General features: G+C 60.9%; 29 protein-coding genes and 1 tRNA gene. 18 read left to right on the top strand and 12 right to left on the bottom strand.

What is annotated here, in order from left to right; genetic code table 11:
• Positions 1-332 precede the first annotated feature (332 nt).
• Positions 333-1355: a ketol-acid reductoisomerase gene (gene ilvC, locus VSX56_RS10640; RefSeq protein ID WP_350936976.1), complete on the bottom strand. Its 1023-nt coding sequence runs from the start codon at positions 1353-1355 to the stop codon at positions 333-335.
• A 126-nt stretch (positions 1356-1481) separates the two neighbouring features.
• On the opposite strand from ilvC, the gene VSX56_RS10635 reads away from it, so the two are divergent.
• From VSX56_RS10635 to ureC, 9 genes are all read left to right on the top strand, one after another.
• Complete coding sequence (locus VSX56_RS10635; protein ID WP_339113144.1) at positions 1482-1940, top strand: Lrp/AsnC family transcriptional regulator; 459 nt, start codon at positions 1482-1484, stop codon at positions 1938-1940.
• Entirely contained in the window at positions 1937-2395 is a 459-nt protein-coding gene (locus tag VSX56_RS10630) for an Lrp/AsnC family transcriptional regulator (RefSeq protein WP_350936973.1), read from the top strand. Before VSX56_RS10635 ends, VSX56_RS10630 begins: the two co-directional genes overlap by 4 nt.
• A gap of 131 nt (positions 2396-2526) precedes the next feature.
• On the top strand, positions 2527-3330 hold the full coding sequence (locus VSX56_RS10625; protein ID WP_434096025.1) for an urease accessory protein UreD: 804 nt from the start codon (positions 2527-2529) through the stop codon (positions 3328-3330).
• A gap of 13 nt (positions 3331-3343) precedes the next feature.
• Positions 3344-3646 (top strand): urease subunit gamma, encoded by a 303-nt coding sequence (locus VSX56_RS10620; protein WP_350936971.1) that lies wholly within the window; start codon positions 3344-3346, stop codon positions 3644-3646.
• A 15-nt stretch (positions 3647-3661) separates the two neighbouring features.
• Positions 3662-4222, top strand: a complete 561-nt coding sequence (locus VSX56_RS10615) for a HupE/UreJ family protein (RefSeq protein WP_339113142.1) — start codon at positions 3662-3664, stop codon at positions 4220-4222.
• 4 nt (positions 4223-4226) lie between these two features.
• Positions 4227-4532, top strand: a complete 306-nt coding sequence (locus VSX56_RS10610; protein WP_350936969.1) for an urease subunit beta — start codon at positions 4227-4229, stop codon at positions 4530-4532.
• Positions 4533-4549: 17 nt separating this feature from the next.
• Entirely contained in the window at positions 4550-4864 is a 315-nt protein-coding gene (locus VSX56_RS10605) for an antibiotic ABC transporter (RefSeq protein ID WP_350936967.1), read from the top strand.
• On the top strand, positions 4861-5241 hold the full coding sequence (locus VSX56_RS10600; RefSeq protein ID WP_350936965.1) for a lysozyme inhibitor LprI family protein: 381 nt from the start codon (positions 4861-4863) through the stop codon (positions 5239-5241). Before VSX56_RS10605 ends, VSX56_RS10600 begins: the two co-directional genes overlap by 4 nt.
• A 13-nt stretch (positions 5242-5254) precedes the next feature.
• Positions 5255-6961, top strand: coding sequence for an urease subunit alpha (ureC, locus tag VSX56_RS10595; RefSeq protein ID WP_350936963.1), 1707 nt, complete (start codon positions 5255-5257; stop codon positions 6959-6961).
• 19 nt (positions 6962-6980) lie between these two features.
• Here the strand turns inward: ureC and VSX56_RS10590 are convergent, their stop codons facing one another.
• Positions 6981-7343, bottom strand: a complete 363-nt coding sequence (locus VSX56_RS10590; protein WP_350936961.1) for a hypothetical protein — start codon at positions 7341-7343, stop codon at positions 6981-6983.
• A gap of 76 nt (positions 7344-7419) precedes the next feature.
• Between VSX56_RS10590 and VSX56_RS10585 the strand changes: the two genes are divergently transcribed.
• The 3 genes from VSX56_RS10585 to ureG are packed head-to-tail and all read left to right on the top strand — an operon-like array spanning position 7420 to position 9248.
• Positions 7420-7965 (top strand): urease accessory protein UreE, encoded by a 546-nt coding sequence (locus VSX56_RS10585; RefSeq protein ID WP_350936958.1) that lies wholly within the window; start codon positions 7420-7422, stop codon positions 7963-7965.
• A 6-nt stretch (positions 7966-7971) separates the two neighbouring features.
• Positions 7972-8610, top strand: a complete 639-nt coding sequence (locus VSX56_RS10580) for an urease accessory protein UreF (RefSeq protein ID WP_350936956.1) — start codon at positions 7972-7974, stop codon at positions 8608-8610.
• Between the two features lie 14 nt (positions 8611-8624).
• Positions 8625-9248 (top strand): urease accessory protein UreG, encoded by a 624-nt coding sequence (gene ureG, locus VSX56_RS10575; protein WP_339113134.1) that lies wholly within the window; start codon positions 8625-8627, stop codon positions 9246-9248.
• On the opposite strand, the gene VSX56_RS10570 is transcribed toward ureG, so the two are convergent.
• Positions 9249-10454 (bottom strand): UbiH/UbiF family hydroxylase, encoded by a 1206-nt coding sequence (locus VSX56_RS10570; protein ID WP_350936954.1) that lies wholly within the window; start codon positions 10452-10454, stop codon positions 9249-9251.
• Positions 10455-10506: 52 nt separating this feature from the next.
• Positions 10507-11202 carry a pyrimidine 5'-nucleotidase gene (locus VSX56_RS10565; protein ID WP_339113132.1) on the bottom strand — a complete coding sequence of 232 codons (696 nt, stop codon included), beginning with the start codon at positions 11200-11202 and terminating at the stop codon, positions 10507-10509.
• Between the two features lie 109 nt (positions 11203-11311).
• Here VSX56_RS10565 and VSX56_RS10560 point away from each other — a divergent pair, with 109 nt between their 5' ends.
• Positions 11312-11950, top strand: a complete 639-nt coding sequence (locus VSX56_RS10560) for a GntR family transcriptional regulator (RefSeq protein ID WP_339113131.1) — start codon at positions 11312-11314, stop codon at positions 11948-11950.
• A gap of 6 nt (positions 11951-11956) precedes the next feature.
• Here VSX56_RS10560 and VSX56_RS10555 read toward each other — a convergent pair whose 3' ends face one another.
• Both VSX56_RS10555 and carA read right to left on the bottom strand, forming a co-directional pair.
• The gene (locus VSX56_RS10555; protein WP_350936951.1) at positions 11957-13957 is read right to left on the bottom strand and encodes a glycosyltransferase; all 2001 of its coding nucleotides are present in this window, start codon (positions 13955-13957) and stop codon (positions 11957-11959) included.
• Between the two features lie 130 nt (positions 13958-14087).
• The gene (gene carA / locus VSX56_RS10550; RefSeq protein WP_350936949.1) at positions 14088-15239 is read right to left on the bottom strand and encodes a glutamine-hydrolyzing carbamoyl-phosphate synthase small subunit; all 1152 of its coding nucleotides are present in this window, start codon (positions 15237-15239) and stop codon (positions 14088-14090) included.
• 168 nt (positions 15240-15407) lie between these two features.
• On the opposite strand from carA, the gene VSX56_RS10545 reads away from it, so the two are divergent.
• The 3 genes from VSX56_RS10545 to VSX56_RS10535 all read left to right on the top strand — a co-directional run bounded on the left by VSX56_RS10545 (position 15408) and on the right by VSX56_RS10535 (position 16709).
• A complete protein-coding gene (locus VSX56_RS10545; RefSeq protein ID WP_339113128.1) occupies positions 15408-15869 on the top strand; it encodes a GatB/YqeY domain-containing protein in 462 nt (153 codons plus the stop codon).
• A 166-nt stretch (positions 15870-16035) separates the two neighbouring features.
• Positions 16036-16209 carry a DUF3008 family protein gene (locus tag VSX56_RS10540; RefSeq protein WP_350936946.1) on the top strand — a complete coding sequence of 58 codons (174 nt, stop codon included), beginning with the start codon at positions 16036-16038 and terminating at the stop codon, positions 16207-16209.
• A 98-nt stretch (positions 16210-16307) separates the two neighbouring features.
• Positions 16308-16709, top strand: a complete 402-nt coding sequence (locus tag VSX56_RS10535) for a hypothetical protein (RefSeq protein WP_339113126.1) — start codon at positions 16308-16310, stop codon at positions 16707-16709.
• Positions 16710-16716: 7 nt separating this feature from the next.
• On the opposite strand, the gene VSX56_RS10530 is transcribed toward VSX56_RS10535, so the two are convergent.
• The 3 genes from VSX56_RS10530 to lipB all read right to left on the bottom strand — a co-directional run bounded on the left by VSX56_RS10530 (position 16717) and on the right by lipB (position 19537).
• Positions 16717-18246 (bottom strand): cbb3-type cytochrome c oxidase subunit I, encoded by a 1530-nt coding sequence (locus tag VSX56_RS10530; protein WP_350936944.1) that lies wholly within the window; start codon positions 18244-18246, stop codon positions 16717-16719.
• 106 nt (positions 18247-18352) lie between these two features.
• Positions 18353-18775 carry a c-type cytochrome gene (locus VSX56_RS10525; RefSeq protein WP_339113124.1) on the bottom strand — a complete coding sequence of 141 codons (423 nt, stop codon included), beginning with the start codon at positions 18773-18775 and terminating at the stop codon, positions 18353-18355.
• A 93-nt stretch (positions 18776-18868) separates the two neighbouring features.
• Complete coding sequence (gene lipB / locus VSX56_RS10520; RefSeq protein ID WP_350936940.1) at positions 18869-19537, bottom strand: lipoyl(octanoyl) transferase LipB; 669 nt, start codon at positions 19535-19537, stop codon at positions 18869-18871.
• Between the two features lie 176 nt (positions 19538-19713).
• Here lipB and VSX56_RS10515 point away from each other — a divergent pair.
• Together VSX56_RS10515 and VSX56_RS10510 are read left to right on the top strand one after the other, a co-directional pair.
• A tRNA-Leu gene (locus tag VSX56_RS10515) sits at positions 19714-19800 on the top strand.
• 94 nt (positions 19801-19894) lie between these two features.
• On the top strand, positions 19895-21247 hold the full coding sequence (locus VSX56_RS10510) for a tyrosine-type recombinase/integrase (RefSeq protein WP_350937108.1): 1353 nt from the start codon (positions 19895-19897) through the stop codon (positions 21245-21247).
• Positions 21248-21255: 8 nt separating this feature from the next.
• On the opposite strand, the gene VSX56_RS10505 is transcribed toward VSX56_RS10510, so the two are convergent.
• From VSX56_RS10505 to VSX56_RS10495, 3 genes are all read right to left on the bottom strand, one after another.
• On the bottom strand, positions 21256-22680 hold the full coding sequence (locus tag VSX56_RS10505) for a KAP family P-loop NTPase fold protein (RefSeq protein WP_350936938.1): 1425 nt from the start codon (positions 22678-22680) through the stop codon (positions 21256-21258).
• An 84-nt stretch (positions 22681-22764) separates the two neighbouring features.
• A complete protein-coding gene (locus VSX56_RS10500; protein ID WP_350936936.1) occupies positions 22765-23283 on the bottom strand; it encodes an RNase H family protein in 519 nt (172 codons plus the stop codon).
• 635 nt (positions 23284-23918) lie between these two features.
• Positions 23919-24221, bottom strand: a complete 303-nt coding sequence (locus VSX56_RS10495) for a hypothetical protein (protein WP_350936934.1) — start codon at positions 24219-24221, stop codon at positions 23919-23921.
• Positions 24222-24277 lie beyond the last annotated feature (56 nt).

Below are 24277 nucleotides of genomic sequence, written 5' to 3'. Positions count from 1 at the left end.
CCTTGGAAGGGGATCGGTCGGGCGGCGCAGTGCCTGCCCGTCATCTGGCACACATCACCCGGCTACCCTGACGCGTCAGAGCGCCGGGCCGGTAATTCGCAGGATGTGGTCACAAAATGTCATGGGGGCCTTATAGGCGGGCCGAAGGGGCTGGGCAAGCGAATGCTTGCGGAGCGCGTCCCGATAGGGGGCTTATTTGTGGCGCGGTCGCAGGGGCGCTGCCCCTCTTGGCGCTTCGCGCCAATTCACCCCGGGATATTTGGAGGCGCTGGAAGGCGGAAAGGAAAAAGGCACCCCGGAGGGTGCCTTCCTTCAGGTCGGGTCGGACGCGATCAGTTGCGCGCTTTGTCGACCAGCTTGCCTTTGCCGATCCAGGGCATCATCTCGCGCAGTTTCGCACCGGTCTGTTCGATCGGGTGCTCGTCATTGGCGCGGCGCGACGCTTTGAGGGTCGGTTGGCCGACCGAGTTTTCGAGCATGAAGTCACGCACGAATTTGCCGGTCTGGATGTCCTTGAGGACGGCTTTCATGCGGGCTTTGGTTTCCTCGTAGGGGAGGATGCGCGGGCCCGAGACATATTGGCCGTATTCGGCGGTGTTCGAGATCGAGTAATCCATGGTGGCGATGCCGCCCTCATAGATCAGGTCGACGATCAGTTTCACTTCGTGCAGGCACTCGAAATAGGCCATTTCCGGCTCGTAGCCGGCCTCGACGAGGGTCTCGAAGCCGCAACGGATCAGTTCGACCAGACCGCCACAGAGAACGGCTTGCTCGCCGAAGAGGTCGGTTTCGCATTCCTGACGGAAATTGGTCTCGATGATGCCCGAGCGGCCGCCACCGATAGCCGAGCAATAGGACAGCGCGATGTCTTGCGCGCGGCCGGTTGCGTCGGTTTCGACTGCGAAGAGGCAGGGCACGCCGCCGCCTTTGACGTATTCGCCACGCACGGTGTGGCCCGGACCTTTGGGCGCCATCATGATGACATCGACGCCGGCTTTCGGCTCGATCAGGCCGAAATGCACGTTCAGGCCGTGGGCAAAGGCAATCGCTGCACCTTCGCGCAGGTTGTCATGCACATATTTCTTGTAGGTTTCGGCCTGCAGTTCGTCGGGCATGGCGAACATGATAACATCGGCCCAAGCAGCGGCTTCGGCGATGCCCATGACGGCCAGACCTTCTGCTTCGGCTTTCTTGGCCGAGGGCGAGCCTTCGCGCAGCGCGATGGCAAGTTTTTTTGCGCCCGAGTCGCGCAGGTTCAGCGCATGGGCGTGGCCCTGGCTGCCATAGCCGAGAATAGCAACTTTGAGATCCTTGATCAGGTTCACATCGCAGTCGCGATCATAGAATACACGCATGTTCTTTCCTCCACTTGCGGTTGGGGCCACAATACAGGTTCAGACAAAAATTCCCATGACGATCGGAATAAAATATGCGTAATATCGAAATTGTAATTCGTAATTTTCGATCTGGATGAAATATTCATGCAACTTGATGATGTGGATCGGCGGATCTTGCGCCATCTGATGGCCGATCCGGCGCAGAGCAATGCCGATCTGGCCGAGCGGGCGGGGCTGACCACGGCCACCTGTTGGCGCCGGATCGAGAAGATGCAGGCCGAGGGGGTCTTGCAGGGGCGGCAGGCGATCATCAACTGGCGGGCCTTGGGGTGGGAGGTCGAAGTGTCCTTGCGCTTCACGCTCGACAAGACAAATCCGCGGGCTTTCGACCAGTTTCTGGAGGCCGCCCGTAAGGTGCCGGAGGTGATCGAGATCCAGACCTTTCTTGGCCAGACCGATGTGCGGCTCAATGTGATTGCCCGTGACATGGCGCATTACCAGCAGATCTACCGTAGCCAGATCCTGTCCCTGCCGCATATCCAGGAGACCGACGCGCTGATGCTGATTTCCAAGGTGAAGGATAGCACGGAGTTGCCGCTATGATCGCGCTCGACGATATCGATCGTCAGATCCTGCGCGCGCTGGCCGAGGATGGAACGTTGAATGCAGGTGCTTTGGGGCGGCGGCTCGGGATGTCGCAGCCCTCCGCATGGCGGCGGGTGAAGCGGTTGCAGGATGCCGGCGTGCTGGCGGGCACGCGGGCGGTGATCGACCGTGCGGCGGTGGGCTTTGGCGTGACGGTGTTTCTGGGGATCAAGCTCGCCACGCGAGGCCGCGTTAGCCTCGAGGATTTCGAGCGCGCGGCAGGGGCGATTCCGGAGGTGCAGGTGATCCAGCACGTTCTGGGCCAGTTCGATTACCGGTTGCAGGTGACCGCCCGTGACATTCCCGATTTCGAGCGGGTGCTCCGGCGGCGGATCATGACGCTTCCGGCGGTTGGTCATGTCGAAGCGAATGTGATGCTCTCCGAGGAGCGCCGTCTCGGACCGCTCGGGTAGTGCTCAAAAATACGCCGTTTGGTTACTTTATGAACATTCCGCCTCAATGATAGGGAAAATCAGGCTCTTGGCTTGGGGGCAGCATGGACCTCGGGCATAAATACCGAGAAGAGGCGGGAAAAGGACGCATGATGTTTGATCACAAGAGTTCCCCGCAGATGCAGCGCAGCCATGGCGATGCCGCCGTGCGCTTTGAGGCCGGTCGGCTGAAAGGGCTGCGCCAGCGCGGCTCGGCCAAGGCGCAGCTGCCGCGTGTGGGCGCGGTGCCGGAGGTGGTGTTTCTCAATACCTCGGGTGGTCTGACCTCGGGCGATACCTTGTCCTATGCGCTTGATATCGAAGGAGGCCGCGTGGTGGCCACCACCCAGGCGGCCGAGCGCGCTTACCGTGCCGATGACGGTGCGGCCACCGTGCGGGTAACGCACAGGGTGGGGGCGGGCAGCTGGCTTGACTGGGTGCCGCAGGAGACGATCCTGTTCGACCGCTCCCATATCGACCGGCACACGGTGATCGATCTGGCGCCTGATGCGGGCTGCCTGATGCTGGAGTCCGTGGTGCTGGGGCGCCATGCGATGGGCGAGACCGTCGGCACGTTGGGCCTGCGCGACCGGCGCGAGATCCGCCGTGCGGGAAGGCCTGTGATGATCGAGCCCTTTGTGATGGGCACCGCCGAGCTCGGGCACCGTGGCGCGTTACTGGGCGATGCCCGTGCTTTTGCCACGATGGTGATGTGCTGTCAGGGCGCCGAGGATGCGGTTGGTCGTGTGCGGGATGTGCTTGACGAGGAGGGCGTCGAGGCGGCAGCCTCCGGTTTTGATGGCAAGGTGATCATGCGGTGTATCGCCAGAGATGGCTGGCCGCTACGCAAACAATTGCTGCGGGTGATGGCGGTCTTGCGGGGCAATGTGCCCGCACCGCGCGTCTGGCAGATTTAGGAAGAGGGATAAGATGAACCTGACCCCGAGGGAAAAGGAAAAGCTGATGGTCAGCCTTGCCGCCATGGTGGCGCGCGGGCGGCTGGAGCGTGGTGTGAAACTCAACCATCCCGAGGCGATCGCGATCATTTCGGATTTCGTGGTCGAGGGCGCGCGCGCGGGCCAGTCGGTGGCCGAGCTGATGGAAACCGGCGCCGAGGTGATCACCCGTGAACAATGTATGGAGGGCATCCCCGAGATGATCCATTCCATTCAGGTCGAGGCAACATTCCCCGATGGCACGAAACTCGTGACCGTCCACCACCCTATTCGCTGATACCGAGGAACTCCCATGAAACATCTCAAGAAAACCATCGCCGCCGCCGCCCTTCTGCCGAGCGTTGCCATGGCGCATCCGGGCCATGAGGCCGGCACCGTTATGGCAGGTATCGCGCACCCGCTGAGCGGGGCTGACCATATTCTGGCGATGGTGGCCATTGGTCTGATGGCCGTGCAACTGGGTGGCCGTGCGCTCTGGGCTGTGCCTGCGGGCTTTGTGGGCTCCATGCTGGTCGGTGCCACCATGGGCGCGCATGGCGTGCCGTTCTTCTCGGTCGAGCCGCTGATCCTTGCCTCGATCATCGTTCTGGGCGCAATCGTGGCGCTCTCGGCACGTCTGCCGGTGGCGGCACTGGTGCCGATGGTGGCGCTCTTTGGCATGGCGCATGGCTGGGCACATGGAGCGGAAGGTCCGGCGCATGGGATGGCGGCCTATTTCGCGGGCTTTACGCTCGCCACTGCCGGTCTGCATGTGGCGGGGATGGTCTTTGGCCGTGTGATCCACCGCTTCGCGCTGCGCGGTCTGGGAGTGGCGACGGCTGCGGCCGGTCTCGCGCTGGCTTTCGCGGGGTAAGCACATGATCCCCGGTGAAATCCTTCCCGCCGCTGGCGAGATCACGCTGAATGAGGGGCTGACCCCTGTCACCCTCCTGGTGGCCAATACCGGCGACCGTCCGATCCAGGTCGGTAGCCATTACCATTTTGCCGAGACCAATCCGGGTCTGCAATTCGACCGCGAGGCAGCGCGCGGCTACCGGCTGGATATCGCGGCGGGCACCGCCGTGCGCTTCGAGCCGGGCCAGTCGCGCGAGGTCACGCTGGTGCCCTATCGCGGTGCGCGCGAGGTCTGGGGCTTCAACCAGAAGGTCATGGGCAAACTGTAACCCCCAAGGAGGATGCCATGTCGCCAGTTACTGCCTATCGTTTGTGGTTTGAATATGCCCGCATGATGGGCGAGGCGCAGATGGTGATCGCCATGCGCGTGGCCGGAATGGCCGGTTTCTGGTCGATGGCGCCCTCCGAGATGACCCGCATGGTGGCCGAGAAACAGAAGGCTGCCGTGGAAAGCCTGACCAAGGCCACGCAGGCCGCGGCATCTGGCAAGCCGCCCGAGACCGTCGTCCATGCCGCCTTGCGCCCTGTGGCGCGGCGCACACGGGCCAATGTGAAACGTCTGGCCAAGCGTGGCCCGGCCATACCGGGGAAGAAAAGATGAAACGCGTCACCGCAGCCGTTCTCGGCCTTTGCCTCATGGGGGCCGGAGCGGGCCCTGTCTGGGCGCTCGATTGCCAGGCGCCCCAAACGCAGGCCGACATGACGGCCTGTGCAGGGCAGGACTACGAGGCCGCCGATGCGGATCTGAACGCCGCCTATGCCGAGACCCGCACCCGCGCGAAATCGCGCGGCGCGGCACAGGCCGAGGCGCTTCTGGAGGCGCAGCGGGCATGGATCGCTTATCGCGATGCCGCCTGCATGGCCGAGGGGCTGGAATATGACGGTGGCTCGATGCAGCCGATGGCCGTGGCCATGTGCAAGACAGAACTGACCAAGCGTCGCAGCGAGGACCTGCGCCGCCTTTACAACGCTATGTGAGGGGAGGCCCGAGATGCCCGCCAAGATTTCCCGCGCGACCTATGCCGATATGTTCGGCCCGACCACCGGCGACCGCGTGCGCCTTGCCGATACCGATCTGATCATCGAGGTCGAACGCGACCTGACCACCTATGGCGAGGAGGTCAAATTCGGCGGCGGCAAGGTGATCCGCGACGGTATGGGCCAGAGCCAGATCACCCGCGCAGGCGGAGCGGTCGATACCGTGATCACCAATGCGCTGATCGTTGACCATTCCGGCATCTACAAGGCCGATGTCGCGCTGCGCGATGGCCGTATCCATGCGATTGGCAAGGCCGGGAACCCCGACACCCAGCCGGGCGTGGATATCATCATCGGTCCGGGCACCGAGGTGATCGCGGGCGAGGGGCGTATCCTGACCGCAGGCGGCATGGATGCGCATATCCATTTCATCTGTCCCCAGCAGATCGAAGATGCGCTGGCCTCGGGCATCACCACGATGCTGGGCGGCGGCACCGGCCCCGCGCATGGCACGCTGGCTACCACCTGTACGCCCGGTCCGTGGCATATCTCGCGGATGCTGCAGTCCTTTGACGCCTTCCCGATGAATCTCGCGCTCTCGGGTAAGGGCAATGCCTCGCGCCCCGAGGCGCTCGTCGAGATGGTCAATGCCGGCGCCTGCGCCATGAAACTGCACGAGGATTGGGGCACCACCCCCGCCGCCATCGATTGCTGCCTTTCGGTGGCCGAGGATATGGATGTGCAGGTGATGATCCATACCGATACGCTCAACGAGAGCGGCTTTGTCGAGAACACCTTGGCCGCGATCAATGGCCGCACGATCCACGCGTTCCATACCGAGGGCGCGGGTGGTGGCCACGCGCCCGATATTTTGCGCGTGGTGGGCGAGGAGAACGTGATCCCGTCCTCCACCAACCCGACGCGGCCCTATACCGGCAATACGGTGGAAGAGCATCTGGATATGCTGATGGTCTGCCACCACCTCGATAACAAGGTGCCCGAGGATGTGGCCTTTGCCGAGAGCCGCATCCGCAAGGAGACCATCGCCGCCGAGGATATCCTGCATGACATGGGCGCGATGTCGATCATCTCCTCCGACAGTCAGGCGATGGGCCGCGTGGGCGAGGTGATCATCCGTTGCTGGCAGACCGCCGACAAGATGAAGAAACAGCGCGGCCGTCTGGCCGAGGAAACCGGCGATAACGACAATGCCCGCGTCAAACGCTTCATTGCGAAATACACGATCAACCCTGCGATCTGCCACGGGATCTCGCAACATATCGGCTCGGTCGAGGTCGGCAAACGCGCCGATCTTGTGCTGTGGAACCCCGCCTTCTTCGGGGCGAAACCCGAGATGGTGCTGATGGGCGGGATGATCGTTTCGGCGCAGATGGGCGATCCGAACGGGTCTATCCCCGCGCAGCCCTTCTACACCCGCAACATGTTCGGCTCCTATGGCGGCGCGCTCGGGGCGTCGGCTGTGACGTTTGTCTCTCAGGCGGCCGAGGCCAATGGTGTGGCGGCCAAGCTGGGGCTGCAGAAGCAGGTTCTGGCGGTAAAAGGCACGCGTGGGATCGGCAAGGCGGATATGATCCACAATGCCGCACGTCCCAAGATCGAGGTGCATCCTGAAACCTACGAGGTGCGGGCGGATGGCGAGTTGCTGACCTGCGAACCGGCCTCCGAGCTGCCGCTGGCACAGCGCTACTTCCTGTATTGAGATGATCCGCCCGCGGCACTCAACTGGCGTTATGACGCCGGAACAGGATCTTCTGGGGTGCGGGCGGTTCTATCTTGGCGAGTTCGGGCAGATGGCTGAGCGCATCCACCTTGGATTTGCGGCGCAGGCGGATCGAGCGGGTAATCTTCTCGCGGGTATAGGACGGGTTCTTGCGGATCTCGTCGGGCAGAAGCCGCGGATCGAAGATCCGCTCGCGGCAGGTAAACAGCTCGACCTTGTGCCATTGGCCGATGCGCGGCATATCGGCCTGCGCCAGCCATGCCTCGCGCAGCTCGGCCTCGCGCTGGCGCAGCCGCTGGATCTGGATCCGGATCTGTGCAAGCTCGTCTGCAGGCGACATCGGGGCGCGGGGGTCGGGCATGATGGCTCTCTCTGTTTCATCCTTAAGGCGAGCATCTCCCGATAATGGTAAAGACCTATCTAATAACGAGGCGAATATGAGCGAAAAAATCATCTCTTCCACCATCGAGCCCGCAGGCCACTGGGACAAAGCCGATGGACAGGTGGCGCTCGATTACGAGGGCCGCTTCCTGCGCCGCAAGAAACTGGTGACGGTGACGGGCGAGGGCTTTCTGGTCGATCTGCCCGAGGTCACCAATCTGCGCGGTGGCGAGGCATTTGTCCTCTCGGATGGTCGCCGGATCGAGGTGACCTGCGCCGAGGAGCCGGTGCTGGTGGTCACCGGCGATCTCGCGCGGCTGGCATGGCATATCGGTAACCGTCACACGCCCTGCCAGATCGAGGCAGACCGTCTGGTGATCCGGCAGGATCATGTGCTCGAGGCGATGCTGAAACAACTCGGGGCGGATGTCGTGCAGGCCGTTGCTCCCTTTGCCCCCGAAAGTGGTGCCTATGGTATGGGCCGGACGATGGGGCACGAGCATGGCCATAGCCACGACCATGGGCATTCCCATGACCACGATCACGGCCACGATCACGGGCATAGTCATGGTCACCACCATCACGACCACAGCCACGGGTAGGCCTGTATGACCGCCTCCGCTCTTCTGTCGCTCGTCCAGTGGATGTCTCCGGCCTTTCCGACCGGTGCCTTCGCCTATAGCCACGGGCTCGAGCAGGCGATTTCTGCAGGTGAGGTCCGTGACGAGGTGGGGCTGCGCCTGTGGCTTTCCGATATCCTCTCACATGGGGCGGGGTGGAATGATGCCGTCCTGCTGGCCCGCGGGCTGGCGGGGCAGGACGCGGACGATCTGGATGCCACGGCGCGCGCGCTTGCGGCCAGTGCCGAACGCCTGCGCGAGACGCTCGATCAGGGCACGGCCTTTGCCCGTGCGCAGGCGCAGATGATGGGTGGGGAGGATCCGGAGGAGATCGCGCTGCCGGTTGCGGTGGCGCAGGCGGCGCGCGCATTGGATCTGCCGCGCGAGGAGATTATCGCGGTTTTCCTGCATGGCTTCGCCTCGAATCTTGTGTCCTGCGCGGTTCGCTTCGTGCCGCTCGGGCAGGCGCAGGGGCAGCGGGTGCTTGCGGCCCTGCATGACGATATTTCACGGATCAGTGCCCGCGCGGCCCATGCCGGTCTGGATGATCTGGCAGGAGCCGCGTTCCGCGCCGATCTGGGATCGATGCTGCACGAAACGCTGGATGTGCGCATCTTCAAGACCTGAAAAAGGAGAGAACCATGGCAAACGGACCTTTGCGCGTCGGCATTGGCGGCCCAGTGGGCGTGGGCAAGACGACCCTGACCGAACAGCTCTGCCGCGCGCTGGCGGGGCGCTGCTCGATGGCGGTGGTGACCAATGACATCTATACCCGCGAGGATGCCGAGGCGCTGATGCGGGCGCAGGTTCTGCCCGCCGAGCGTATCCGCGGCGTCGAGACGGGGGGCTGCCCGCACACGGCGATCCGTGAGGATGCCTCGATCAATCTGGCCGCGATCGCCGATCTCAACAAGGCCTTCCCCGATCTGGATCTGGTGCTGATCGAATCGGGCGGGGACAATCTGGCCGCGACCTTCAGCCCCGAGCTGGCCGATCTGACGATCTATGTGATCGACACGGCGGCGGGGCAGGATATTCCGCGCAAGCGGGGGCCGGGGGTGACGCGTTCGGATATGCTGGTGGTCAACAAGACCGACCTCGCGCCCTATGTGAGTGTCGATCCGGTGCTTCTGGAAAGCGACACGCAAAAGGCCCGCGGCGCGCGGCCCTATGTGATGGCGCAGCTGAAGGCGGGTAAGGGCGTGCCCGAGATCGTGGCGTTTCTCGAAGAGGAAGGGGGGCTCGCGCTCAGCGAACCCGCCTGATCATTTCAGGCCCAGACCCGCGCGCATCATCAGACGGCGCACGGGTTTGAGCCCGTAAATCGCGCCGAGCGCGCCCGCCCGCAGATCGCGCAGCGGGCGCGGGGCCAGCATGGAGGCGCGGTTCAGCAGGTCGATCCCCGCAATCCGCGCCCGGATTTCGGGCCAGCGGGCGCGGTGATAGGCGGTCAGCATCTCGGTGCTGCCCAGATCGGCCTCGTATTTGCGGCACAGATCCAGCAGGCAGCGGATATCGGCGAGGCTCATATTCAGCCCCTGCGCACCGATGGGCGGCATAACATGGGCGGCTTCGGCAATCAGCGCCACGCGCTCGCCAGCCAGCCGCTCGGCATGCTGCATCCGCATCGGCCAGACCGCACGGCGGGTGACCAGCGTCAGCGGGCCGAGGATACCGGTCGAACGCTCGAACATCTCCGCCTCGAACGCGTCTTTCTCGAGCGTGGCTAGGCGGTCGGCCTCCGCACCACGTTCCATCCAGACGATTGCCGAGCAGTGCTGCCCGTCGCGGTCGGGGAGCGGCACCAGCGTGAACGGCCCGCCCGAGCGGTGGACTTCGGTCGAGACATTCTCATGCGGGATGGGATGGGTTACGGCAAAGGCCAGTGCCTTCTGACCATAGCGGTGGATCTTGGCCGGAATGCCCGCCGCCTGCCGGATGAAGCTGTCACGCCCGTCAGCGCCGATCACCAGCTTCGCCTGAACATGGGTGCCATCCGACAGGGTGACGCGCGCCTCGTTGCGGCGGGTCACGAGGCCGGTGGTGGCCACGCCCGCGCGGAAATCGACATTGGGCAGCTCGTCGAGACGGGCGACCATCTCGCGGCGCAAGAGCCAGTTGGGCAGGTTCCAGCCGAAGGGCTGATCCGAGATGTCGGCGGCATCGAAATCACGCGTAAGCCGCGCCACGGGGGTGTCGCCACCGGCATCGACAATGCGCATGATCTGCAATGCGGCGGCATGGGGGGCAAGCCGCGCCCAGAGCCCCGCCTCCTCGAGCACCTCGACGGCGGGCTGGAGGAAGGCGGTTGAACGCATATCGGCCCCTGCCGCCGCACCATCGGTCACGGGCGGCGCAGGATCGACGCAGATGACATGCAAGCCCGCCGAACCGAACGCGCAGGCGGCGGTCAGGCCCGCCACGCCACCACCCGAAATCAGGATGTCGGTCTGGGTCGGTTCTGCGGTCATGGCAAGGATCTTTCTGTGAAGCGGTCTTGGCGCAATTATAGCGCGGCGGTCGTCAAAGGCCAGATCCGCCGGCCTTTGCAAGCGCCGTCAGGAAGCCGCTTAGGTCATTTGTGTGATGGCCGATATGATCTGCCTCAAGCGCCTCGGGAGCGACATGGACCGTCTGCATTCCCAGACCATGCGGCACCTCGAGATTGCGGGCATCATCCTCGAACATCGCGCCTTTCGCGGGGGTGATGCCGGCCTTGGCAAAGACCATCTCGAAGGCCTCGGCGCGGGGTTTGGGATGGAAATCAGCATGTTCGACACCATAGATCCCGTCGAACAATCCACTCAATCCGCGTGCGGCCAGCACCTGTTCGGCATAGGGTGCCGAGCCGTTGGTATAGATGATCTTGCGACCGGGCAGCGCGCGGATGCCCGCGGCAAGCGCGGGATCGGGTAGGAGCGCATCGAAAGAGATGTCGTGGACCTCGTGCAGGAAGGGCACCGGATCGATACCGTGTTCATGCATCAGCCCCGCCAGCGTGGTTCCGTAAAGGGCCCAGTAATGGCTGCGCAGATGATTGGCGCGGGCCGCATCGACCTTCAGGGTGCGCATCACATAATCCGCCATCTTCACCTCGATCTGCGCGAAGAGCGCAGCTTCGGGCGGGTAAAGCGTGTTGTCGAGATCGAAGACCCAGTCGGTGACATGGCCGAAGGCACTGGTGTCGATGGCGGCGGGGAGGGGGGATGCGTGGCTCATAGCCGATGCTTAGCGCGGTTCGGGACGGAGTGTAAATGTCGCACTTCTTGTGCTTGTCACAGCGGGCGCTGGCTCCTAAGGTCTCCCGACCAGATATGCGAGCCAGATAATGCAAAAAGACGCCTACACGCTGATCCTCGAAGCGATCGACGCCGGAACCTATAAGCCGGGCGACCGGCTGGTGGAATCGGAGCTCGCCGAGCGGCTGGGCGTATCGCGTACGCCGGTGCGCGAGGCGCTGCAACGGCTCGAGACGCAATCCATGCTGGCGCGCGACGGGCGCTCGCTGATCGTGGCCTCGCTCGATCACAACCAGCTGGCCGAGCTCTATACCGTGCGCGCCGAGCTGGAGGCACTGGCCGCCCGTCTGGCCGCCCGCCATGCCGCGCCCGAAGAAGTGCGGGTGATGCAGTCGATGATCGAGGAAGATCATCAGAAGCTGGGCGATCCGATCGCGCTGAGCCGTGCCAACAAGCGGTTCCACCGGCAGATCCATCTGGCCTCGCATAACCGCTATCTGGTGCAGCAGCTCGATCTCGTGCACCGGTCCATGGCGCTTCTGGCGACCACGTCGCTGGCGGCGGAGGGCCGTGGCGAGGTCGCTCTGGCCGAGCATCAGCGAATCGTCGATGCGATAGCGGCAGGCGACGAGGACGAGGCGGGGGCCGCATTGCGGGCCCATATCTCGGAGGCTTTCGTCACCCGGCTCCAGAGCGATGCCCGCGCTCACGGTGGTCAACCCTCCTGATCGCACTCAGTTGATCCACGGCGCGCGTTTCGGACGCGGAGGGCTGGCCTGCATGGCCGGAGCCTGCTCGTTGGTGGTGCCCGGAAGCGTGATATGGAGATCGAAAATCCCGTGGGTCGTCTTGTCCCAGTAGAACGGCTTCTCGATGAGTTCGTAGATCGCCTTCCATGCCGCAAGCGCGCCGAGCGGAAAATAGAGCTGCATCGTAGGCACCCATGGGATCAGAAACCGGTGGCTTTCGCCGCGGACCGCCCAGACCGCGAGGCATATATTGACCAGCTCGGCGGTGATGAACCCCGCCACCAGTAGTTTGATCTGGAACGGGCTCAGCAACATCTCGATCGGATGCGGCAGCCCGAAGACCATCAGCCAGAAACTCCACAGAAGCGGCGCCAGCACATATTGCGAGAGTGATCCCAGAAACATCACCTGAAACGCCCAGAACCGACGGGGCCCGAGATCGCGCATCAGGCGCTTGGGGTCGCGCATATGCACGGCCCATGTGATGGCATAGCCTTTGAGCCAGCGTGAGCGCTGCTTGATCCATGGCAGCATCCGGCAATTGGCCTCTTCCTGTGTAACCGTTGACACCAGTTCGGTGCGATAGCCCTTGCGGGCCAGCCGGACTCCCAGATCGGCATCCTCGGTCACGTTATGCGCATCCCAGCAGCCCAGATCCTCCAGCACCTTACGGCGGAAAAACAGTGTCGTGCCGCCCAGCGGCACCACGAATCCGGCTTTTGCCACACCGGGCAGGATCATCCGGAACCATGTCGCATATTCGATAGTGAAACAGCGCGAGAGCCAGTTCGTCGAGGGATTGTAATAATCGAGCACGCCCTGCAGGCAGGCGACATCGGCGGGTGCATGGGCAAAGCGCCGCGCGATGGTGTGCAGCTGGTCGGGATGGGGGGCGTCCTCGGCATCATAGACGCCGATGATGCTCCCGCGGCAGAAATTGAGTGCATAGTTCAGCGCACGCGGTTTGGTCCTGATCGGCCCGTCGGGCACCGGAAGGACGCGCATCCAGCGCGGTAGATCGGCGCGGGCCAGCGCATCGCGTGTCATATGGTCATCCTCCTCGACGACCAGCACCAGATCAAGGAGCTCGCGCGGATAATGCAGGCGCGACATCCGTGCCACCAGCCGCGGCGCGATATCGGGCTCGCGGAACATCGGCACCATGATGGAGATCACCGGTAAGCGGTCGGGGGCTGCCGCTCCCGTCGTGGGCAGGCTGTCCTTGTGGCGGATCTGGGTGATGCCGGCCCAGAGTTTGAGCCCCGTGGTCAGGAGAAGGGTAAGGATCGCCCAGGCGGTGATGATGGAAAACACCACCAGCGGCATCGCGATCAGCCCCAATGCCGTGCTGAACAGGAGGCCGAAGAGGAAAACCGCGGCGCGGCGCTCGTCGCGCAGGCGGCAGCTCATTTCCGAGGCGACGCGCGATTCGGCGCGGCGGATCATATGGGTCTGTCTGCGCGCCAGAAGACTGTCGGTGATGGCGCGCTCGGTCGAGATCACCATCCGGTAGGGGCCATAGGCTTCGGGCAGTTCCTTGCGGATCTCGTCGAAGAGATCGGGATGGGCGGAGGCCACGAGCGTCGCGCCACCCACCCGTTTGACCGGCGCGATGACCTTGGTGCAGCACAGCTCGGCCCCGATTGCGTCGATCAGCCGTGGATCGGGCGGATCCTGCGCCAGATCATAGGGGCTGGCGTTCCACTGCTGGGCCAAGGCGTCCATCAGCTGGGTCTCGGTGATCCAGCCATGGGCGATCAGGATATCGCCGAGCCGTGCCTCCTCGCGCCCGCGCAGCGATACCGCTTTCAGTAGATCCCCCGGGCTGAGATAGCCCATATCGACAAGGATCTGGCCAAGTGGCGTGCGGCCGATCTGTGCCCGCCTCGGCGGTGGCACGCGCCGCTTGGGCTTGGCCAGCCGCGCGGTCAGGTCGGACAGATTGTCCGAGGATACGGCCTTCTGACCGTAGAGAGTCGTTTTCATGCGTTCGCCCCCAGGCTAAAACTGAGGACAAGATTTCGCCTAAAAGTTGAATCAAACGTTAACTACAAATGAAAAGGGCGTTTTCCATCACGGGAAAACGCCCTCCAAGCTGTGGATAACTCTGTGGGGATTATTTCATCGCGGCGATGAAACGGTCGAACAGATAGTAGCTGTCCATCGGGCCCGGGCTGGCTTCGGGGTGGTATTGCACGGAGAAGACCGGCCGGCCTTCCATAGCGATCCCGCAGTTCGAGCCATCAAACAGCGACACATGGGTTTCGGTCACACCTTCAGGCAGCGTCTGGCTGTCCACGGCGAAACCGTGGTTCATCGAGGTGATCTCCACCTTGTTGGTGGTGAGATCCTTCACGGGGTGGTTCGCGCCGTGATGGCCGTGGTTCATCTTGATGGTCTTGGCACCCAGAGCCAGCGCAAGCATCTGGTGTCCAAGGCAAATCCCGAAGACCGGTAGGTCAGTCTTAAGGATGTCCTTGATCATCGGCACGGCATATTCACCGGTCGCGGCAGGGTCGCCCGGGCCGTTCGACAGGAACACCCCATCGGGGTTGAGCGCGAGGATCTCCTCGGCGGTCGCGGTCGCGGGAAGCACGGTCACATCGGCGCCGGCGGAGGCCAGGCAGCGCAGGATATTGCGCTTGGCACCGAAATCGATAGCGACGACCTTCTTGCCTTCCTCGGTGCGCGGCGCGTAGCCATCCGGCCATGCCCAACGCATTTCGTTCCAGCGGTAGGATTGTGCACAAGTCACGTCCTTGGCGAGGTCGAGGCCGACCAGACCGGACCAGTCACGGGCCTTCTTGACCAGCGCCTCGATGTCGAAAACACCGTCGGGATTATGGGCAATGGCCACATTCGGGGCGCCCAGCTGGCGAATCGCGCGGGTCAGGCGGCGGGTATCGATGCCACCCACACCGATCCGGTTACGCTTCTCGAGCCAGTCGACGAGGTTCGAGGTTGCACGCCAGCTTGACGGCTCCGTCGGGTCCCATTTGACGACCATGCCGGCGGCAACCGGATCCTGGGTCTCGTCATCTTCCGCGTTCACACCGACATTGCCGATATGCGGGAAGGTGAAGGTAACGACCTGACCTGCATAGGACGGATCGGTCATGATCTCCTGATAACCCGTCATGGCGGTGTTGAACACGAGTTCCGCGACGGTTTCACCGGTGGCACCGAAGCCTTTCCCGTAGAACAATTGTCCGTCCGCCAGCGCGATCAGCGCGGTGGGTTTTTCGGATGACTGGTGGTTTGCAGACATGGCGCGACTCCCCGGGGCAAAATCTGCCGGAACCTACGAGCGTAAGCCCCAATGGTCAAGACCTCAAAGAGAAAACATGATATACATTAAATACAATAGCTTAGCTGTATTGTGCCTTTGTGACGATCGGAGTATCCTGCCCTCTTGAACATGAAGAGGGGTTTTGCCGTGGACATGCGCGCAAAAATTAACGCCGCCTTGAAAGAGGCGATGCGCGACAAGGATCAGGCGCGTCTGTCGACGCTCCGTCTGGTGAATGCGGCCATCAAGGATCGCGAGATCGCGATGCGCGGCACCAGTGAGGAACACGAGATCACCGATGCCGACGTGATGCAGATTCTGGGCAAGATGGTGAAGCAGCGCCATGAAAGCGCGCGGGCCTATGAAGAGGGCGGGCGGCTGGAGCTGGCGGAGCAAGAGCTTTCCGAGATCAAGATCCTCGAGACCTTCCTGCCGCGCCAGCTCAATGATGACGAGGTCAAGGCGGCCATCGATGCGGCAATCGCCGAGATCGAGGCCAGCTCGATCCGTGATATGGGCCGTGTCATGGGCGTGCTGAAGGGCAAATATACCGGCCAGATGGATTTCGCGTCTGTCGGTCCGCGCGTGAAGGACCGGCTCTCGGCCTGACAGGCGCATGGGGCGGATGGAGATGGCGGCTTTTGCCGCCATTTTTTATGCGTATCACGCCGTATCCGGCACAAATCTGCCTAATCTTCAGGTTGTGTCGGAACCCATCTTTAATCCCTTCATTGGCATTCTTTAGTGACGTGTAAGAAAGGGTTGAAGGATGGATATGATTTCGGTTTCAAATGCCCGCGCAGCGCAGGTGGCTCTGGCGGCCCGCAAGGGCCTGCGTAAAGAACGCGACCTGCGGGGCATGTCGCGCGATATGTTTGACCAGTTGACGATTGGCGAACTGGAAGAGCTCGCGCATTCCGTGCTCCCGCATATGCTCGGCGGACACTGAGCGGCAGGCCGATCCCCGCCACCTTGCGAAGCCGTGACTTGCATTTGAAGCCCATGATCTTCACACCCCTCCCCCGTTAACTCAGCGGAAGGGGTCGTATGTCTGGCATGATACAGTGGAAGCCGATTGTGGGGGTTATGATGCTTGGCGCAGTGGCAGCCTGTACCAATCCGACGGGGCAGGTGCAGTCGGCCATGCCAGATCGCGAGATCCTGTCCTTCTCGAGCCAGAGCGGTGGCAAGCTTGCCTATGCCTGCAGCAAGGGAGCGGACGAGCGGGAGACACGTGCCCGTGCACAAAAGGCCCATCAGGCCTATGAACACGAGATCGCTTCCTACGGTCCGGTCTTTGCCAAGACGCTGATCTCGGTGCTCAAGGCAGGTGTATCGAGCGGTGGATCGCTCGAAGCCAGCGTGAACCGAAAATCCGACGAATGGGCACGCTCCGCGGCGCTGACAGTCGAGCGCCAATACCGCTGTCTGCCTATTGGCCCTGCCTGAATGGAGGCTAGATCCGCGTCTCGAAACAGTCCGCAGGCGGCGGTGAGGGCAGCGTCCATTCGGGGCTCATCTGCGCGTGAACCCAGACGGGCATCGCCTCCCTGCGGCCTGCCAGAAGGGTCCAGAGGATCGTTGCGATGAACAGCAGGAAAGACGCGAAGGACAGGAAGGTGCCCAGAGAGGAAAGCTGGTTGAGCAGGGCGAATTGCTGCGGATAGTCCAGTATCCGGCGCGGCATGCCTTCCTGCCCGAGAATCTGCTGCGGGAAGAAGGTCAGGTTGGTACCAATGAACATCAGCCAGAAATGCAGCTGTCCCATCCATTCGGGATAGGCGCGCCCCGTCATCTTGCCGATCCAGAAATAGATCCCCGCAAAGAGGGCGAAGATCGCACCGAGGCTCATGACATAATGCGAATGTGCCACCACGAAATAGGTGCTGGCATGGTCGATATCGAGCGGCGCGCCGCTTAGCAGCAACCCGCTCAGCCCGCCCACGACAAAGAGGAAGATGAAACCGAGAGCCCATAGCAACGGCGTGCGCCACAGGGGCCGCGCCTGCACCAGTGTCATCACCCAGGAGAACAGGATCACCAGCGTGGGAAGCCCCACGATCGTGGCCGCCAGCGTGAAGCCGCTTTCGGATCCCGCCATCAGCCCGCGGGTGAACATGTAATGCGCCCATGTGGCAAAGCCCAGAAGGCCGATCGCCAGCATCGCATAGATCACCGCTTTCTGGGCAAACAGGGGGCGCCCTGCGCAGGTGGTGACGATCTGCGAGATGATCCCGAAGCCCGGCAGGATGATGATATAGATTTGCGGATGGCTGAAGAACCACAGGATCTGGCGGTAAAGTTCGGGGTCGTCACTATGGATGATCCGGCGGTAGGCTGGGTCGAGCATCATGGTGATCGCACCCGCCAGCACCGGTAGCGCGCAGAGCACCATTGCCCCCGTCACAAGGATCGACCATGCGAAGGGCGAGGCGTTGTGCAAGGTGATGCCCGCGCCGCGCATGTTCAGCACGCTCGTGACCATATTGATCGCGGTCAGAATCGTCGAAAGTCCCATGACGAAGAGGGCCGCAATGGCGATAGGAGCAGTATGGGCCGAGAAGAGCGCGCCCACGCCCATCAGGCAGGCCAGCACATAGAGCTGGTAGGCGCTGCGGTTCATCCGCGGGAAGGCCAGCTCGGGTGCGCGCAGATGAAGTGGCAGGATATAGGAGCTGAAGCCCGCAAAAAGTCCGGGGATCGCCACGAAAAACATCATCAGCACCCCGTGCGAGGCGGCCAGCATTTCCCACAAGGCGGTATTGGGCGAACAGGGCGCCGTGCCGGGCCAGAGCCGTGTGCCTTCCGAGCACAGATACTGCACCCCCGGTTCCATCAGCTCGAGCCGCATATAGACCGTGAACAGCACCGAGATCAGCCCGACCACCAGCGCCGTCAGGAGATACAGGATGCCGAGCGTCTTGTGGTCGGAAAACCGCGCCGAGCCGATGGTCGCGGGCTGTGGGCTGGCGGTCTCTTGCGGCATGTCGGGTCTCCTGAAGGGCGGAATCGAGCCCGCAATACAGTCAAACCGCTCGAAAGGAAATGCCCGCCGGACGGGGCGGGCATCGGAAGGCGGGTTCGGGTCGCGCCTATTTCGCGACCGATTCCAGATAGGCGGCGATATCGGCCTGACCGCTTTTGGCTTTGTAGGTCATTCCCGAGCGCGCCGAGCTGTCGCCGGTTTTCTCGCGCAGCCAGCCGGTCGGGTCGGTGATATAGGCTTCAAGCTCGGCCTTGGTCCAGACCAGACCCTGATCACCCAGAGATTTCAGCCCGTCCTTGTAGCGGAACCCTGCGAGGCTGCCGACCTTGCGCCCGATCACGCCATAGAGGTTGGGGCCGACCTTTCCGCCTTTGACGATCGCCGATCCGTCGGGGGCGGTGATCGCATGGCAGGAGCGGCAGGTGCGGAAATCACTCTCGCCCTTCGCAGCATCCTGCGCGAAAACGGGGGTGGCGCAGGCCAGAGTTGTACCGATGGCGGCGAGTGTGGCATAACGGCTGATCTTCATCGCAAGGGTCCTTAGGTCAGTCCTCTGGCCGGTAGGCGGGCCACCGGACATGGTCGGTATGATAACACAATCAGTCCCGATATAGGTATTCACTTAGCGGGCATCAATTTCGCTAGGGTCGAAGATCTCGGGGAAATGCGCCATAAGGGCGGCGTCGATATCGCCAAGTTCCACCGGCAGGCCCAGATCGACAAGGCTGGTGACCCCGTGATCCTTGATCCCGCAGGGCACGATTCCCGTGAAATGCTCCAGATCCGGTTCGACATTGATCGAGATGCCGTGGAAGCTGACCCATTTGCGCAGCTTTACCCCGATCGCCGCGATCTTGTCCTCGGCCAGTGATCCGTCGATACCGCGTGGACGGTCGGGGCGCTCGACCCAGACCCCCACACGACCGTCGCGGATCTCGCCCTTCACGTTGAAATCGGCAAGCGCCGCGATGACCCAGTTCTCGAGCTTCTGCACGAAGCCGCGCACATCGCGGCCACGGCGGTTGAGATCGAGCATCACATAGGCGATGCGCTGGCCCGGCCCGTGATAGGTATATTGCCCGCCCCGACCGGCCTCATAGACGGGGAAGCGGTCGGGATCGACCAGATCCTCGCGCTGTGCCGAGGTGCCCGCCGTATAGAGGGGCGGATGTTCGAGAAGCCAGATGGCTTCCTCGGCCTCGCCGGCATGAATCGCGGCCACACGGGCTTCCATGAAGGCCAAGGCCTCCTCATAAGCGACGGGCCTGTCTGAATGTATCCACTCTACCATGGCATCCTCCGGAATTTCCCCTGATGTCGCGCTTTCGGGGCAAGGATGCAAGCCCGCAAACCCTTATAAAAAAGGGGGAACGGGCGGAGATCAAAGAAAAAATCGCCAAAGTGCATTTTTCCTCTTTTCAACGCCCGCGCCACCCGCTAGATAGCCCTCACCAAGCCAGAGACAGTGCGGTCGTGGCGGAATTGGTAGACGCGCAGCGTTGAGGTCGCTGTGGGGTAACTCCCGTGGAAGTTCGAGTCTTCTCGACCGCACCAACACTCCCTTCTAAAGGGATGATGTTATTGGAAATCATCCAGTTAGAGCCTTGCCCGAGACACATTTGGGACACAAACAAGGACACTCTAATTGGTGGTTTTGCTTAAGTTGAAATATGTTGATGAGCTATCCGGCGGTCGCAAGCGGTTTCGTCGTCGCTTCCCGAAAGCTGTTGCGGAAGCCCTAGGGGCGGAGTTCTTTCAGGTCCCAATGGTCGCCCGTGAGGGTGGCGCATTGGTCACCGAACACGCCCTGCTTCTCAAGCGTTTCGAATTTCTCGTCGCCAAAGAGAAGCGTAAGCTGTCCACAATTGGTGGTCTGTCCCCTCGGGAGAAGTGGAAAGATGCACTTAAACAGGCGGAGACCCTTATTGCTGGCGTAGTTGGTGCTGCCGATGAAATGGACGCTCGTGACTTAGTTGCAGACGAGTTGCAACGTAATGGCTCGGATAGCATGTTGTACCGCGCCGTTGCGACGCCTGATGCTGTGCCTCCTGAGGTCACTTTCAGGGATGCCGTTGAGATTTACCGCAAAGAACGGATGAATGACGCGCAAGGGCGAAATCAAAAGAACCGCCTGGATAGGGTCTGTCGGCGTGTTGAGGATGCGCTAGGTTCGCTCGAGGGCCTCACTTTGGTTGGCTTAAAGCGAGAGCACGCGCGGAAACTGCGGGATGATATGTTGAACGCAACGAAGCAGAACGGCGAAAAATTGGCCGCGTCCTCGGTTCGCCGTGAACTCGATATGGTCAGGGCCATTGTCGCCACCGCTATTCGTGAGTTTGATTTGCAGGGCAGGGCGCGAAACCCGTTTGATGAACTCGATCTCGGCAAGAAGGATGGTGCGCCAGAAAGCGAGTGGGAGAAGCGAGACCCCTTACCGAAAGATGTTCTCCTCGCCATGCGCAAACGCATGAAGGGGAAACTTCGTGAGCCTGCGCTGGGCTTGATCTGGCGGCTTCTGGAAGGGACTGGATGTCGAGGTGCTGAAGTGGTCGGCCTTCGGGTTGAAGATGTCAAGGTGAATGTCGAATATCCCCATATCAAAGTAACTTGGCATGAGGACCGCCGACTGAAAACCAAGGTGTCGAACCGTCTGGTGCCTCTGGTTGGGGACGCTCTAGAAGCCGCCAAAGAGGCCCTTGAGAGGGCGCAAGGTGAAACACTACTGTTTGCCCGTTATGGCTACGAGGCAGGCCCTGATGCCGTTTCGCAGGCGCTCATGAAGCATCTACGGAAGGAAACCTCCAATCGTCGCCATGTGGTCTACTCGCTGCGTCATAACATGAAAGACCTGTTGGTCGCTGCGGGTGTGCCCCAGAGGGATGAAAATCGTATCCTCGGACATTCCCTTGGGGGCGTCGGTGACAGGTTCTATGGCGGCGACGAAGCGAAGTTAAAGGCGGCTACTGACGCAATGCGGTTGGCTCATCAGGGCTTGCCGTGATCGGTCACCTATGTGGTGTATTCGAAGACACCCAGCCATGTTTGGTCCAACGTCGCGGGAATTTCTTTGAATTGTCGTGCGCGGAAATCGAATTGTGCTCTCGACGGATGGTTGCCGAACTGGCCCGCTTCGCCTTCAGATTGAGGTTGCCACGGGGTTTCGCCGTCACTTAGAAGGAAAAGCCACATGTTAAAGAGAGAATGTAATTCGTTATTATAAAGAGGGTTATCTTTCGTTGGGTCTCGATCAATGAGTTGGGACGTGACGCCAAGGTACCTCTCCAGTTCAGCTTGCGTCAGAGATACGCTGACTAGTTTTTGATAAATCTCAGGCGCTACGACTTTGCTGATAAGCAATGAAATAGCTGTTTTTCGATATCCATCAACGCGAGTGTTTTCTTGTGCCTCAATGGGCAGCAAAGCCGAAAGTGATAGAATTTTGCTGACGTCCCTTATGGAGACATGGTTGTTTTGCGACACGATGCGCAATTGCGTCCGGAGTTCTTCGAGTATGTTTCTGTGAAGACCCATCTTTTGACCAATGGTCATCAAGTATACTAGGGTAGTCGGGAAATCCTGTCCTTCCCCCTTGCTAGGGAGCGACATCTTGAAGCTCAAGAATTTCTGGAGGTAGGCTGTGGCATCTATACCTTCGCCGTAACGGGCTTTGACGCTATTTTCGAGCGCGGTCAGGTTCACTCCTAGAACGAAATGGACATTTGAAACAGAGAAGAAGTGTTTAATGACTTCTAGTACCTCTAGGGCAAAGTCAGGACGGCATCTGTCCAACTCATCTACGACGAACACAAGGCGGCGCTTCGTAATATCTTCTGCGCTTGGATCGCTCGGTTCGCGGTCTTTCGTGCAGTCTTCTAGCGCTTGCCTGAATTCGCTCATTGCTGTCTTGCGATTTTCCTCCCGTGTCCAAATGGAATCTATTGCACCAGATACTTCACCTTCCGCAGCTTCAACGGCAACCTTGGTGAGGCCTTCGATTTGGGTTGTAACACCCGCCGAGGCCACGCTTAGGGCAATTTTAGCCAAGGGCTTCGAGTATCTGAATATCTTTTCGCCAGCTGCTTTGAGCTTCTCAACTTTACTGGGTTGTAGCTGAGAGCTCTGAACGGCGTAACGCTCTAAAAGCGCGCTTGTGAGGGCCACTAAAGGGTCTGCTAGATAGTCATTTGCAAACGCGTCGAAATAGACTGTGATGGTTTCGTCATGAGGGGCTTTTTTATGTTCGCCCACCCACTTCTTTAGGAATACCGATTTTCCGGTCCCCCACCTTCCGTCAAGTGCGATGACCAACGGGTCGTTAAAACGTCGTACGACCTCTGATAGCCTCTCACCGACAACGCGCCGACCAAAAAGGTCTTCTTCAAAGCCGGTTTCGTAGAGTGTAATATCGTCGTCAGGATGCGAGAAGACTGCCATGCTTATAGACCCAAGAGAAATACCCCCTCGGAGTATCTGCCTTCAGGATAAGCATGGCTAGCCCCACTCAACTACAAAGAGCCTTTATAGGCTTCTTTCCGAGTTACAGCGGGTCCTCTTCGCCAGTGCCCCGGCCTTTTTGCTGGTGAGGGTCGTGGAGGGGTTATCTTTCACCGTATTGAAGTAGACCAGCCTATTCACGGTCGCTTTCTCCATTCTCATCCAGAGGTCGCGGTTTACTACAAGTTCTCCATCTTCTGTTGTCCAGCCGCTTTGTTTCCATCTTTTCAGCCACGAGTTCATGCCATCGGCTATCGCACTTGCATTAACGTATATGTTGATTGCAGCGAATGTTGCCTCCGGTATGCTTTCTAGTGCTTCGCATACAGCAGTCATCTCCATACGCATGTTTGTCGTCTGTGATGCACTTTCAGAGAGAGTTCGCATTGATTGAAGAACTTCGTTTTCGTCAAAAACGTGTACGTAGACCCCATACGCTCCGGTCTTATAGAAGTTGTTGCTGTTGCAGGATGCTGCTGTAAAGACGTCTATTCTGGGCGGGTCAATGCATTCGGTCGGGCACTGAAGGTAGTTTGTGTTCATTTGGGTGCTTTCTGGATTGGATATGTGGTATCGGCCCAGCGCTCAGGGCGAGCGTGGACAGTTTTCTGGTGTGAGATGGACGGAAGTTGCGGAACAGCGCAGACCCAGCGGGGGGCGCGTGGTTACCATTATATGTGTGGAGGGAGGATTAGCCGTGTTGTCGGCGGCGTATTTAGAGGAAAGGCTCCGCCGATAAGTCTTGTGGGCGTGCGTTCAGGAAAGTCCTCACGCCGACACCCCAGAACTTCTTGCAGTAGGCATTTGCGGCTTGCGCGATTGTGCGATAACTGGCTGGCGACCGCCGATAGAAGAGGTGTCGATCAAGAGGGGTTGCCCTGAGTAGCGTAGGGTCGGTTAGAATATTGCGCAGATGGGCGTCGTGATGGATGGCGGCTTCAAGTAATTCGGCCATCATGCCTAGTCGCTTTTGGGGCGGAGAGGAGTAAATCCACTCGGCCAAGTCGTTCGCCCGCCCGTAGTGTTTCCGACATCGCGCGACCGCTTCTGGGCTTGTCGATATCGTGCGAGAGCCTCGTGACAGATTGCGGCTTGCCTTCTTTGTGCACTGAGGATTGCAATAACGTTGATTGGTGCGCTTGAGGAAAAAGACGGCACCGCATTTGGGGCACACGATCTTACTCCTCATATTGTCCATCGAGTTTATAAGGCGAGAAGTCAGCAGACGTCATGCGCTGGGCAGCTACTGAAAGGGCAGCGGCTATGATTTCCGTTGGGGTCAGGTAGTAACCCGTTCTTGCTTGCAGATGGGTCCTGAGAGTGTCGACGAAGGTAAAGACCTCGGGTCGGAGTGAAATAGACTTCCAGTATGTGCCGCGCTGAATAACAGGCGCTGTTGGCAGATGAATTCTTCGAGCGGCCTCAAGGTCGTTTAAGAAGGCGATGGGGCGACGGCTGCGGGTGAAGCTTGATTTGGGCATGTGTGTTTCCTGTTGCGATGACATGATGCGTTAATCGATATGGAGAAGGCCCCCGT

This window comes from Thioclava kandeliae (assembly GCF_040297545.1).
GTDB lineage: Bacteria > Pseudomonadota > Alphaproteobacteria > Rhodobacterales > Rhodobacteraceae > Thioclava > Thioclava kandeliae.
Note: the sequence above shows the minus strand (reverse complement) of the source record. Positions and strands in the feature narration are given on the sequence as shown.